Genomic DNA, 12027 nt, shown 5'->3' with positions numbered 1-12027 from the left:
GCAAGCTCCCTCGCCACAGTTTATCTTTGCAGCAAATCAGCCCGCCAGACCGACAAACATGTCCTGCACGTCGTCGTGGTTGTCGAGGCCTTCGAGGAACGCTTCAACTTCAGCCATCTGCTCGGCGCTCAGGCCGCTGACCGGGTTCTTCGGCTGGTAGCCGAGTTTGGCCGACAGCACCGTGAAGCCTTGCTCAGGCAGGGCTTTCTGCACGGCGTCGAGGTCGGTCGGATCGGTCAGGAACAGGGTCGCGCCCTCTTCGCCCGGCTCGAAGTCCTGGGCACCGGCCTCGATCGCGGCCATTTCCGGGTCGGCGTCCGGGGTGTCCGGCGAAGCTTCGATCATGCCGACGTGGTTGAAGTCCCAGGCCACCGAACCGGAAGCGCCCAGTTGACCCTTGCGGAACGCCACGCGAATTTCCGCGACGGTGCGGTTGATGTTGTCGGTGACGCACTCGACGATCAACGGAACCTGATGCGGTGCGAAACCTTCGTACGTCACGCGGTGGTACTGCACGGTTTCGCCCAGCAGGCCGGCGCCTTTCTTGATGGCGCGGTCCAGGGTTTCCTTGGGCATCGAGGCTTTCTTGGCCTGCTCGACCACCAGACGCAGGTGTGCGTTGGTGGCGGTATCGGCACCGTTGCGGGCAGCGATGGTGATTTCTTTCACCAGTTTGCCGAAGATCTTGCCCTTGGCGTTGGCTGCCGCTTCTTTGTGTTTAACCTTCCACTGTGCGCCCATTACTCACTCTCTTGATCTGTGGCGCCGAGACATCTATTGGCCGACGCGTGGCGCCAAGTTTATACGGCCTAAAGTCGGCAATCGACCAAAAAAATCATTGTTGAATCGACATCGTCACCACGACTTGTAGGGCGATTCTGAAAAGCCCACCAGCCATGACCATTCGTGCTCGCGTTTTCGTACCCTCTGCCGTCCGTATTGCCCACAGAGCCCGTACGAATGCTCAATGATAAGGAAAGCCCGTTCACCCTGACCCTGACCGACGGCCCGCTGTGCCTGCCGGTCTTGCGTTTCAGTGGCAAGGAAGCACTCAATCAGCCGTTTCGCTTCGAGATTGAAATGATCGGTCTGGCACCGGCGTTGCCCCCAGGCAGTCTGCTGCGCCAACCGGCGTTCCTGCGCCTGGGCGCCGATCACGGGATCCACGGTCTGATCCACAGCGTCAGTTGCGAGCATCGCGCCAGCCACCGCATCGGCTACCGGCTGATCCTCGTCCCGCTGCTGATGAGTCTGGACCAGCCGCCCCGGCGCCGGGTCTTCGTGCAAACGAGCGTGCCGACGATCCTCGCGCAATTGCTCGGCGAGCATGAGTTGCCGGCGGACAGTTACCGGATCGAAATGAGCGTCGGCCAATACCCGCCGCGGCCCTTTTGCATCCAGTACGAAGAAAGTGACCTGGCCTTCGTGCAACGGCTGTGTGAGGAGGAAGGCATCCACTATCACTTCGAGCATCACCCGAACGGGCATGTGTTGATATTTGCCGATGACAACCTCAGTCTGCCGCAGGAACCATTGCCGGTACCGTTTGGCATCACCGACGACACGCCGTCACCGCGTGTCAGCACGCTGTTTCAGCGCCATGACGCGCCACCCTTGATGGCCGCGCACGGCATTCGCAACCGCGGGCAGGAGGCCATCACCACCGACGCGGCCAACCATCCCGTGCCCGCACTCGCACCGCAGAACCTGTCCGGCGAACAGCGTCACGCCGAACAACGCAGCCGTCGCCATCTGCAGCGCCAGCGCTGTCAGTCGCGCTCGATCCGGGGCACCTGCGATTGCAGCGCGTTGCGCAGCGGGCATCTGTTACAGATCAGCGAGCATCCGATCAATACCTTCAATGAACAATGGCTGATCACCGAACTGCACCACCAGGGCCAGCACCCCTCGATCCTCGACCCGACCACTGATGTGCATCGCTATCGAAACGACTTCACTGCCCTGCCCTGGTCAAGCGATTTTCGCCCGCCGTTGGCACAGCCGCGCCCGAACATCGGCGGCTACCATCTGGCAAAAGTGCTGGGATCGCCCGGCCAGCCCGCGCAACTGGATGATCGCGGGCGCATCGGCGTCAACCTCTGGCCGGCGCAGACAACTGAGTCTGCATGCCTGTGGCTGCCAATCGCACTGACCGGCGCCGGCCGGCTCGCCACCCACCAGTTGCCCCGCGCCGGCAGTGAGGTGTGGGTCAGCTTCCTCGACAGCGACCCGGATCGACCGATTCTGTGCCTCGCCAACACGCGTCCCGCGCCACCGAGTGAAACACCACCACCGCGCGACAGTAGCCTGTTGCTCGATTGGCTGCTGCACGGTGCCGATCCGTAAGCGCCGCAGACATTGGCATTGAGAACACCTGGAAGAAACTGGGTGGTTGTGAGGTCGCTATCGCGAGCAGGCTCACTCCTACAGATGGATTGGGTGCGGGCTGTTGGAGGTGGGTCGGCTCGTAGACCGCCTTCGCTGGCAGGCCAGCTCCCACAGGGAGCTAAAGCCAAGCGCATGCTTTTCACCACTCAACAGGATGAGCGTTAGCTCGGCTGCAGCTCTTGATCTTGCCGTGCCGGCCCCATCGGCAGGCTGAGTGAAGGGGTTTATCCGGGGGTGGGAGCGCAGCGACCGTTCGACGAAGTCGAACACATCGAGAGGAGGTGCAGCGAAGCAAACCGGAGGCGATGCCCCCCGGATGAATCCCGTAACGAAGGAACCCGAGCCTAGGCGAGGGCCGTACGCCGGGGCCAAGCCTTTTGCTTACTTTTCGGCGTCTGGAAAAGTGAGTCGCTGTAAGAGCGAAACCATAAGAAGCCGTTACCGCAGAAACGGATATGTACTCGGTAACCCAAAAGAACGCAGCGCTCGCCAGCCCCCAATCACCCCTTGTCAGCCTTCCCCGCCGCCGCCGCAAACTTCGCCAACCGCACATCCAGATGCCGCGGCCGCCGCCCATGATCCTCAGCCCGCTCCTTGCGCCGAATCGCATTACGCACCATCAACGACCCCAGATACCGAATCGGCTCCGGCGGAAAATACCCCAGCGGCCCGTTCACCAACGGCGAACGGGTCCAAGGGTTATCGAGCCCCTGCACCAACGAGGCAAGAATCTGCCCGCCCATGTGACACGGCCCGACGCCACTGCCGGAATAACCAAAGCCATAAAACACATTGCCACTGGCACTCATCTGCCCGAAAAACGGCAACCCGGTGACCGATCGATCCGACGGCCCATTCCACGTTGCGTCGATCTTTACATCGGCAAACGCCGGGAAGAAGTCGCCGAGACTGCGCTTGAGCAAATCCGCATAGGGCGATGGCTGATCGAACACCGGCAGCATCCGCCCGCCAAACGCGAACGTGTTGCCACCCTTGCCAAGCATGATCCGGCCGTCCGGCGTGTTGTGGTAGTAGTGCACGAAAATCCGCGAGTCGAGCACAGTAACGCCACTGGTCAAACCGATTTCCTGCAGCAGATCCGGGCGCGGCTCGGTGATCAGCATGTCGCTGGAGACAATCGCCACGCTGCGTTCGAACTGCGGGAACGCCCGGGCCATCCACGCGTTCATCGCCAGCACCACGCGGTCTGCAATCACGCTACCGCCAGCGGTGTGAATGCGCGCCGGACGGCCCTCCTCCAGGCCGGTCATCGCCGTGTTCTCGTGGATCTTCACGCCCAATTGCAACGCCACCCGGCGCAAGCCGCGCACCAGTTTGCCCGGCTGCACACTGGCCGCCGCCGGCGAGAACCAGCCTTCCAGATGCTTGCTGGAACCGGCCATGTGCTGCACATCGGCCACCGGGCGCTGCGTGAACGAGTTGATGCCGTTGCGCTCAAGCGCCGCGATCACGGCGTCGGTCGAACCGACCTGCGCCTTGTTGGTGGCGGTGTACAGCGTGCCGTCGAGGCGATAATCGGCATCGACGCCGTACTGTTCGCAGAACTCGCCAATGGCGTGGATGCTGCGCTCGGATTCCTTGACCAGACGCACTGCCTCCTCGACACCGAACAGGCGCTCGAGGGTGAAATACTTGGCCGACCACGACAACGCGCAACCGCCGTTGCGGCCACTGGCACCGGCGCCGCAGATGTCGGCTTCGATCAGCAGCACATCGAGTTCCGGGTTCTGCTGCTTGAGCATGATCGCCGTCCACAACCCGGTGTAGCCGCCGCCGACGATGCACACGTCGGTGCGCACTTCGCCTTGCAGCGACGAGCACGTCGCGGATGGATCGGCCTGCAAGGCCTGTTCGAGCAAAAACGGTCGCATGGGATTCTCCAGTCAGATGGCCACGACACAGCCTGCCGCGAGCGCCGCAGCAGGCCGCAGGGCAAGGGTTTTCAGTTACGCAGGGGTTTGATGGTCAGTGGGCAATTGGGAATGGACGCGCGCGGTTCCATCACCCCGACCGGGCGGCTGTTCCAGTGCGGAATCAGCACCAGCGCCGAGAACAATGCGCAGCCGGCGAAGACGATGAACACCGTCACCGAATCGAAGTAACCCGGCAGCAATCCGCCGAGCACCGCGCCGACCGAGCCGCAGCCGTTGACGAAACCGGCTGCCGTGGCACCGGCCTTGGCCTTGCCGAAGTCAATGGCGGCCGCGCCGCTGATCATCGAATCCGGCCCGTACAGGGTCAGGCCCATGACAAACAGCAGCGCCACCACCAGCATCACGCTGCCGGTGTGCAAGGCTCCCATGAACAGCGCCAGGGTCACGGTCAGCGCCAGCAGGCTGAGGACGCAGGCCGGCATGCGCCGGGCGCCGAACAGTTTGTCCGAGGCCAGACCGATCATGATCGGCCCGAGCAGACCGGCCAGTTCGAACGAGGTGGGAATGATCGCCGCGCCGACCTTGCCGACACTTGGCATCTGCTCAAAGACGATCACCGGGCCCCACAACAGAATCGCGTAACGCGCCGGTTTCAACATGAAATACGCCAGGCCCAGCACCAGCACCGTGCGATTGCGCAGGATTTCCTTCAACGGCTCCCAGACGCTGAGCTTGCTGTTGGCTTCGGTTTCTGCGGCACTGAGTTCCGGCTCCGGTTCAACCGCTGGCAAACCGACGTCTTCCGGTTTGTTGCGCTGAAAAATAAAGAACAACAGCGCCACCACCGCGACCACTGCCGCGCTGGAAATGAACGCCGCGTGCCAGGTGCCCATCAGCGTATACGCCCACCAGCCGGCGAACGGCGAGGCCACCAGACCGCCAAACGCATAGCAGGAGCTCCACAATCCGAGCACCCGCCCACGCTGCTGCGCCGGGAAGAAACTCCCAAGGTTTTTACACAATCCCGACCAGCCGGTGGACTGCGCCAGCCCCTGGATCAGCATGCAAGTGGCGAAGATCGGCAAGGTGGCAAAGCTACCCATCACCAATGCCGCGCCAGCGGAAATCAGCAGCCCGCCAAGCACCACGACCCTCGGGCCAAAGCGGTCGGCGAGCATGCCCCAGGTGAATTGGCCGATGGCGTAGGCCGCCAGATAGATCGCATCGAGGTTGGCCATGGCCATCTTGTCGAGCATGAAGGTCGGGTCTTCGGCGATGCCCAGTTTGGCCACCGAAAACGCTTTGCGGGTGAAATAGAAAGCGGCGTACGCGAGCCAGGTGACAGCGAAAATCTGCATGCGCCAACGCGCAATGGTGCCGATGTGCTTGTTCATTGTGGTTCTGACCTCAGGGTGTGAGTGTGCCGGCAGAATCGTTAAGTAAACGCCTGTGTTTTTTATTGTTGAGCACTGCGCCAGCGCCCCATCCCTGATGGCGATAGCGGTCAGATGAGTCCTGTTGTTGCACGCACAGGCTCATCGCCAACGCTGCTGTCCGAGCGGACAGTCAGCGCTGGCGTGAGCGGATCAAAGCAATTACTGTTTAATAAATAAAATCGATTTATCGTATTTCACACATAAGCTCAGCTTGTTATTGGAGGCTGCATGTCGGTGTCCCACGCCCAGCTCAAAGCCTTCCACGCCGTGGCCGTCCATGGAAGCTTCACCAAAGCCGCCGAACGGCTTTTTCTCACGCAACCGGCAATTTCCGACCAGGTGCGCAAACTCGAAGAGCGCTTTGGTGTGTTGCTGTTCCATCGCAACAAGCGTTCGGTGCGCCTGACCGATCTCGGTGAGCGGCTGCTGGCGATTACTCAGCGGCTGTTTGTGATCGAGGCTGAAGCCCAGGAACTGCTGCAGGAATCCCAGGCGTTGCAGACTGGCAGCCTGATTCTCGCAGTGGACGCACCGATACACGTGCTGCCGCAGATCGCGCGGTTCTGCGAGCGGTATCCGGGGATCAGCGTGAAGATCGAGACCGGTAACACCGATGAATCGCTGTTTCGCCTGTTCAACTATCAGGCCGATCTGGCGCTGCTCGGGCGCGATGTCACTGATGAACGTCTGCTGTGCGTGCCGCTACGCAACGACCCGATGGTGGCGTTCGTCTCGCGCCATCACCCGTGGGCCGAGCGCGAGTCGATCTGTCTGGCCGATCTCGACGACACGCCACTGGTGCTGCGCGAACACGGCTCGGTGACCCGCCAGACTCTGGAAGAAGAAATGGCCCGCGCCGGTTTTCGCATTCGTCCGGCGATTCAGGTCGAGGGCCGGGAAGCCGCGCGCGAGGCGGTGGTGGTGGGGATCGGTGTGGGGGTGGTGTCGGCGGCGGAGTTTGGCGCGGATTCGCGGGTGTGTGCGTTGCCGATCACCGATTGCACCCGGCGGTTGACCGAGACGCTGGTGTGCTTGCGCGAGCAGAGTTCGCGGCGGGTGGTGGCGACATTTCTCGATATGGTGCGCGAGAGTCTTGGGTAAACCGGTCTGGCCCCTTCGCGAGCAGGCTCGCTCCTACAGAGGATCTATGTCGGTCAAACATTATGTGCTCCCCACAACACTTGTAGGAGTGAGCCTGCTCGCGATTGGAGCACCACGGTGTATCAGGCCGGCGCCAGACCGAAGAACGCCTGAATCAGGCGCAACTCCCGCCGCCGCTCCATGCAGCCAATCATGTGCCGATTGACCAGCCCGTCGCCGACAATCGGAATCGCCACCACCCGCGGGTCATGGCTGACCTCCACCGAAGACACCACACCCACCCCCAGCTCCGCCGCCACTGCTTCGGTCACCGCCTCACGGCTGTCCAGTTCCAGCAACACTCGCGGAATGACCGCCGCCTGCGCACACGCCTGATCAAAGGTGCGCCGGGTGATCGAACTCGGCTCGCGCAACACCATGATCACCTGATCCAGCTCCTTGAGCTTCACTTCGCCGGCACGCTGCGCCCACGCATGCGCCGCCGGCACCAGCGCGCAGATCCGCGATTCGCTCAACGCTTGCAGATGCAAGCCCTTGCGCGGTTCGACCTCGGTCAGCACCGCCACGTCGGCATGCTCGGACAACAGCGCGGCGAGGGTTTCCTGCGCATTGCCCAGACGCAAATTCACCGTGATCCCCGGATAGCGCGCACGCAAGCTGGCAAGCATCGGCATGACCATGTGCGGGCCGTCCGCCGCCACTTCGAGACGCCCGGTGAGCAATTGGCGGTTGGCTTCGAGCAGGGTCTGCGCTTCTTCGGCCAGACCGAACATGGCGCGGGTGATCGCCGCCAGTTTGGTGCCCTCCTCGGTCAGTTCCACCCGGCGTGCGGTGCGACGCAGCAAGGTGATCTGGTAGTGCTCCTCCAGCGCCTTGATGTGTCCGGTGACCGCCGGCTGACTGATGAACAGGCGCGCGGCGGCGCGGGTAAAGCTGCCTTCCCGGGCCACGGCGTCGAAGGCGCGCAGCTGGAACAGATTCATGGATAACCCTCACTGATGGCTGGCATAACAACAAACAATTTGATTGATAGACCGCCGAATTGCAACGTATGCCCCGTAGCTTCATCCCACAGCGCTATCGCGAGGACACACGAATGAGTACTGCCGCACCCATCCTGCTCACTCCCGGCCCGTTGACCACCTCGGCCCGCACCCGCCAGGCAATGATGATCGACTGGGGGTCATGGGATGACCGCTTCAATCAACTGACCGCCAGCCTCTGCGAGCAATTGCTGGCAATCCTCAACGGCGCCGCCACTCACCACTGCGTGCCATTGCAGGGCAGCGGCACTTTCGCTGTCGAAGCCGCCATCGGCACACTGGTGCCGCGTGACGGCAAGGTGCTGGTGCTGATCAACGGTGCCTACGGCAAGCGTCTGGCGAAGATCTGCGAAGTGCTCGGGCGCTCGTTCAGCACCTTCGAAACCGCCGAAGACGAACCGACCACCGCTGCCGACGTCGACCGCCTGCTGCGCGCCGATGGCGACATCACCCATGTCGCGCTGATCCACTGCGAAACCAGCACCGGCATCCTCAACCCGTTGCCGGAAATCGCCGAGGTCGTCGCGCAACACGGCAAACGCCTGATCATCGATGCCATGAGCTCGTTCGGCGCACTGCCGGTGGACGCGCAAAAAGTGCCGTTCGATGCGCTGATCGCCGCTTCCGGCAAGTGCCTGGAAGGCGTGCCGGGGATGGGTTTTGTCTTCGCGCGCAAGGAATCACTGGCTGCAGCGGCCGGCAATTCACACTCGCTGGCGATGGACCTGTATGACCAGCACACGTATATGCAGAAGACCGGCCAGTGGCGCTTCACCCCGCCGACCCACGTGGTCGCCGCGCTGCACGAAGCGTTGCTGCAATACAACGAAGAAGGTGGCCTGCCTGCTCGCCATGCGCGCTACGCCGCCAACTGTCAGGCGCTGATGGAAGAGATGGGCAAGCTCGGCCTGCGCAGCTTCCTGCCGGCGGCGATCCAGGCCCCGATCATCGCCACCTTCCATGCCCCGCAAGACCCGCGTTACCAGTTCAAGGACTTCTACGAACGGGTCAAGGCCAAGGGTTACATCCTCTACCCCGGCAAACTGACCCAGGTCGAAACCTTCCGCGTCGGCTGCATCGGCCACGTCACCCCGGACCAGATGCGCCAGGCGGGGGCAGCAGGGGGGGAAGTGCTGCGGGAGATGGAAGCCCTCGATATCTGAACCGCCCCTAATCCCCGGTGGGAGCGGGCTTGCTCGCGAAGGCGGAGTGTCAGCCGCCATTAATGTTGAATGTGCCGCCGCATTCGCGAGCAAGCCCGCTCCCACAGTTTTGAACCGTATTGCCAACTCAGGAATTGACTGCCATGAACTACACCAACCCAAACAAACTGCAAGCCGCCATCCTCGACTGGGCCGGCACCGTGGTCGATTTCGGCTCGTTCGCACCGACGCAGATCTTCGTTGAAGCCTTCGCCGAATTCGACGTTCAGGTCTCCATCGAAGAGGCCCGTGGCCCGATGGGCATGGGCAAGTGGGACCACATCCGCACCCTGTGCGATCAGCCGCAGGTCGCCGAGCGTTATCGCAAAGCTTTCGGCCGCACCCCGACCGACGATGACGTGACCGCGATCTACAACCGCTTCATGCCGCTACAGATCGAGAAGATCGCCGAGCACTCGGCGCTGATTCCCGGCGCGCTGGAAACCATTGCCAACCTGCGTCAGCAAGGGATCAAGATCGGTTCCTGCTCCGGCTACCCGAAACAGGTGATGGACAAGGTCGTGGCCCTCGCTGCCACTAACGGCTACGTTGCCGACCACGTGGTCGCTACCGACGAAGTGCCGAACGGTCGCCCCTGGCCGGCCCAGGCTCTGGCCAACGTGATTGCGTTGGGCATCGATGATGTTGCGGCCTGCGTGAAGATCGACGACACCGTGCCGGGCATCCTCGAAGGCCGTCGCGCCGGGATGTGGACCGTGGCGCTGATCTGCTCGGGCAACGCGCTGGGCCTGGATTACGCCGGCTACCGGGCACTGGGCAGCGACGAACTGGCCAGCGAACGCAAACGCATCCACGCGCTGTTCGCCGATTCGCGCCCGCATTACATGATCGACACCATCAGCGACCTGCCGGAAGTGATTGCCGACATCAACAAGCATCTGGCCAACGGTGAAATGCCACAATCGAGCTGATCACGCCTTTCTCAAAACAACAAAAAACGCCAGGGTCTTCGCGACACTGGCGTTTTTTTTGGCTAAAGCCCTGACTCAGCGCAGTGAAACTCCGATCAGCCTCAGGCAAATCCGCCAAAGCGGATTACAGTTAAAGCATGCCGTCGCGCAAGAACGGCACGTGGCGACCCTGATCTGTGAGGAAAACACCGTATGCCGTGGACAAGTTCCGAATCCCGCTACAGCACCGTGTCCGTGCTGCTGCACTGGCTGATGCTGGTCCTGTTGGTGCTGGTGTATGCCAGCATGGAGTTGCGCGGGATTTTTCCCAAAGGCAGTGGCGGTCGCACGCTGATCCGCGAAGTGCATTACATGCTCGGCCTGACCGTGTTCGTGCTGGTGTGGTTTCGTCTGGTAGCACGCAGCATCGGCCCGGCACCGAAAATCTTCCCGGCCTCGCCGCAGTGGCAAACCCTACTGGCGCGGGTGATGCACTGGCTGTTGTACCTGTTCATGATCAGCATGCCGATTCTCGGCTGGCTGATCACCAGCGCCGAGGGGCATCAGGTGATGTTCTACGGTTTTGACCTGCCGCTGCTGGTTAATGAAGACAAGGCGTTCGCCAAACAGGTGGAGCACTGGCACGTGTTGATCGGCAACATCGGCTACTGGCTGATCGGCCTGCATGCGCTGGCGGGGCTTTATCACCATTATGTGGTGGGCGATAACACCTTGCTGCGGATGATGCCCAAGCGCGGTTGAACATAGCTTCGGTGAAATTCCCCTGTGGCGAGGGAGCTTGCTCCCGCTGGGCTGCGCAGCAGACCTGAATGCAGAAACGGTGGTCTGACAGGCAGACCGTTTTTGCTGGATCAACGACGGCTGCGCCGCCGAGCGGGAGCAAGCTCCCTCGCCACAGAAGTTCAACTGTAGGAAACGAATCCTCGTCGCCCTTGCAATCCACCCGTGTGCACGAAGATCAACCGTGTACCTGACGCGAATCCGCCCGCCTCGATCCGCTCCTTGAGCGCCAGCAACGCCTTGCCGGTGTACAGCGGCTCCAGCGCAACGCCGCTACAGCGTTCAATGCTCTCGATGAATGCAAGTAGCTGCGTGTCAACCTTGGCGAAGCCACCGCGACTGGCGTCGAGCAGCTCGTAGTCGGCAGCAGCGACACCTGCCTCCTGCATAATCGCCGCCACCTGCGGCGCCACCCCATGATCCTCGGGCACCGCCAGTGCGCCATACACTGGATGCGCACCGGCCTCTGCGAGCACCAGCCCTGCCAGCGTCGTCCCGGTGCCGCAGGCCAGCCACCAGCCGTGATAATTGCTCCAGCCCAGGTTGCCCAGTTGCGCGATCACCTGCTCCTTCAACACCTTGCAGCCCAATGCGCCCGCCAATCCGCCACCGCCCTCCGGCACCGCATGAAAATCTGGATACTGCGCCCGCCACGGCTCCCAGAACCCCGGCTCATGCCGCGCCCGATAGCCGCCGTAACCAAGCCAGTGCAGTTGCATGCCGAACGCTTGCAGATCGCTGACCGTCGGCGTTTGCTGTGGATGGCCACGCAACAGGCCAACCGTTTCGAAGCCAAGTCGCTTGCCCGCCGCCGCGAGCGCATGCAGATGATTGGAATGCGCACCACCGAGGCTGATGACGCCCTGCGCGCCAGCGCGGTCGGCGGCCTTGAGATGCTCGACGAGCTTGAACCATTTGTTGCCGCTGATCAGCGGGTCGATCCGGTCCAGACGCAGGATCGCGACCTCGATTCCGGCGTTGGTGAGCCAGTCGAGTTGAAGCAATTCGAGGGGGGCTTGGGGTAGCCAGTTGGCGGGAGGAAGAAGCATGGGCGACTGATCATTCTGGGCAGAGCCGGCATTCTAGTCGCTCACAGGACGCCATCGCGAGCAGGCTCACTCCTACAGGATCCGCGGCATGCATAAATTCTGCGAACACCACAAATCTACTGTGGGAGCGGGCTTGCTCGCGAATGCGGTCTGTCAGTCATTGGATAGTTCAACTGACACGACGCCTTCGCGAGCAAGCCC

10 protein-coding genes are annotated in these 12027 nt (G+C 62.2%); 5 read left to right on the top strand and 5 right to left on the bottom strand.

Going from position 1 to position 12027, the window contains the following annotated elements; all coding sequences use genetic code 11:
- Nucleotides 1–36: 36 nt before the first annotated feature.
- Nucleotides 37–741 carry a YebC/PmpR family DNA-binding transcriptional regulator gene (locus LVD08_RS15535; RefSeq protein ID WP_027614601.1) on the bottom strand — a complete coding sequence of 235 codons (705 nt, stop codon included), beginning with the start codon at nucleotides 739–741 and terminating at the stop codon, nucleotides 37–39.
- Between the two features lie 219 nt (nucleotides 742–960).
- Between LVD08_RS15535 and LVD08_RS15530 the strand changes: the two genes are divergently transcribed.
- Nucleotides 961–2346 (top strand): type VI secretion system Vgr family protein, encoded by a 1386-nt coding sequence (locus LVD08_RS15530; RefSeq protein WP_247268580.1) that lies wholly within the window; start codon nucleotides 961–963, stop codon nucleotides 2344–2346.
- A 542-nt stretch (nucleotides 2347–2888) separates the two neighbouring features.
- On the opposite strand, the gene LVD08_RS15525 is transcribed toward LVD08_RS15530, so the two are convergent.
- Both LVD08_RS15525 and LVD08_RS15520 read right to left on the bottom strand, forming a co-directional pair.
- Nucleotides 2889–4280, bottom strand: coding sequence for an FAD-dependent oxidoreductase (locus tag LVD08_RS15525; RefSeq protein ID WP_247268579.1), 1392 nt, complete (start codon nucleotides 4278–4280; stop codon nucleotides 2889–2891).
- A gap of 71 nt (nucleotides 4281–4351) precedes the next feature.
- Nucleotides 4352–5677 (bottom strand): MFS transporter, encoded by a 1326-nt coding sequence (locus LVD08_RS15520; RefSeq protein ID WP_247268578.1) that lies wholly within the window; start codon nucleotides 5675–5677, stop codon nucleotides 4352–4354.
- A 270-nt stretch (nucleotides 5678–5947) separates the two neighbouring features.
- On the opposite strand from LVD08_RS15520, the gene LVD08_RS15515 reads away from it, so the two are divergent.
- Nucleotides 5948–6820: a LysR family transcriptional regulator gene (locus tag LVD08_RS15515; RefSeq protein ID WP_096795687.1), complete on the top strand. Its 873-nt coding sequence runs from the start codon at nucleotides 5948–5950 to the stop codon at nucleotides 6818–6820.
- A gap of 122 nt (nucleotides 6821–6942) precedes the next feature.
- Here LVD08_RS15515 and LVD08_RS15510 read toward each other — a convergent pair whose 3' ends face one another.
- Nucleotides 6943–7803, bottom strand: a complete 861-nt coding sequence (locus tag LVD08_RS15510; RefSeq protein ID WP_247268577.1) for a LysR substrate-binding domain-containing protein — start codon at nucleotides 7801–7803, stop codon at nucleotides 6943–6945.
- A gap of 113 nt (nucleotides 7804–7916) precedes the next feature.
- Here LVD08_RS15510 and LVD08_RS15505 point away from each other — a divergent pair, with 113 nt between their 5' ends.
- The 3 genes from LVD08_RS15505 (at nucleotide 7917) to LVD08_RS15495 (ending at nucleotide 10738) form a co-directional block, all read left to right on the top strand.
- Nucleotides 7917–9026 carry a 2-aminoethylphosphonate--pyruvate transaminase gene (locus tag LVD08_RS15505; protein WP_247268576.1) on the top strand — a complete coding sequence of 370 codons (1110 nt, stop codon included), beginning with the start codon at nucleotides 7917–7919 and terminating at the stop codon, nucleotides 9024–9026.
- A 143-nt stretch (nucleotides 9027–9169) separates the two neighbouring features.
- Complete coding sequence (gene phnX / locus LVD08_RS15500; RefSeq protein WP_247268575.1) at nucleotides 9170–9997, top strand: phosphonoacetaldehyde hydrolase; 828 nt, start codon at nucleotides 9170–9172, stop codon at nucleotides 9995–9997.
- Nucleotides 9998–10189: 192 nt separating this feature from the next.
- Nucleotides 10190–10738 carry a cytochrome b gene (locus LVD08_RS15495; RefSeq protein ID WP_247268574.1) on the top strand — a complete coding sequence of 183 codons (549 nt, stop codon included), beginning with the start codon at nucleotides 10190–10192 and terminating at the stop codon, nucleotides 10736–10738.
- A 161-nt stretch (nucleotides 10739–10899) separates the two neighbouring features.
- Here LVD08_RS15495 and LVD08_RS15490 read toward each other — a convergent pair whose 3' ends face one another.
- Nucleotides 10900–11826, bottom strand: coding sequence for a 1-aminocyclopropane-1-carboxylate deaminase/D-cysteine desulfhydrase (locus LVD08_RS15490; RefSeq protein ID WP_247268573.1), 927 nt, complete (start codon nucleotides 11824–11826; stop codon nucleotides 10900–10902).
- Nucleotides 11827–12027 lie beyond the last annotated feature (201 nt).

Source organism: Pseudomonas sp. YL2 (genome assembly GCF_023063025.1).
Taxonomy (GTDB): Bacteria; Pseudomonadota; Gammaproteobacteria; order Pseudomonadales; family Pseudomonadaceae; genus Aquipseudomonas; species Aquipseudomonas putida_A.
Note: the sequence above shows the minus strand (reverse complement) of the source record. Positions and strands in the feature narration are given on the sequence as shown.

Coding starts and splice junctions, on each gene's coding strand:
- LVD08_RS15515 (WP_096795687.1), top strand. CDS start 5,948: ATGTCGGTGTCCCACGCCCAGCTCAAAGCCTTCCACGCCGTGGCCGTC.
- phnX (WP_247268575.1), top strand. CDS start 9,170: ATGAACTACACCAACCCAAACAAACTGCAAGCCGCCATCCTCGACTGG.
- LVD08_RS15510 (WP_247268577.1), bottom strand. CDS start 7,803: ATGAATCTGTTCCAGCTGCGCGCCTTCGACGCCGTGGCCCGGGAAGGC.
- LVD08_RS15520 (WP_247268578.1), bottom strand. CDS start 5,677: ATGAACAAGCACATCGGCACCATTGCGCGTTGGCGCATGCAGATTTTC.
- LVD08_RS15505 (WP_247268576.1), top strand. CDS start 7,917: ATGAGTACTGCCGCACCCATCCTGCTCACTCCCGGCCCGTTGACCACC.
- LVD08_RS15490 (WP_247268573.1), bottom strand. CDS start 11,826: ATGCTTCTTCCTCCCGCCAACTGGCTACCCCAAGCCCCCCTCGAATTG.
- LVD08_RS15535 (WP_027614601.1), bottom strand. CDS start 741: ATGGGCGCACAGTGGAAGGTTAAACACAAAGAAGCGGCAGCCAACGCC.
- LVD08_RS15530 (WP_247268580.1), top strand. CDS start 961: ATGCTCAATGATAAGGAAAGCCCGTTCACCCTGACCCTGACCGACGGC.
- LVD08_RS15525 (WP_247268579.1), bottom strand. CDS start 4,280: ATGCGACCGTTTTTGCTCGAACAGGCCTTGCAGGCCGATCCATCCGCG.
- LVD08_RS15495 (WP_247268574.1), top strand. CDS start 10,190: ATGCCGTGGACAAGTTCCGAATCCCGCTACAGCACCGTGTCCGTGCTG.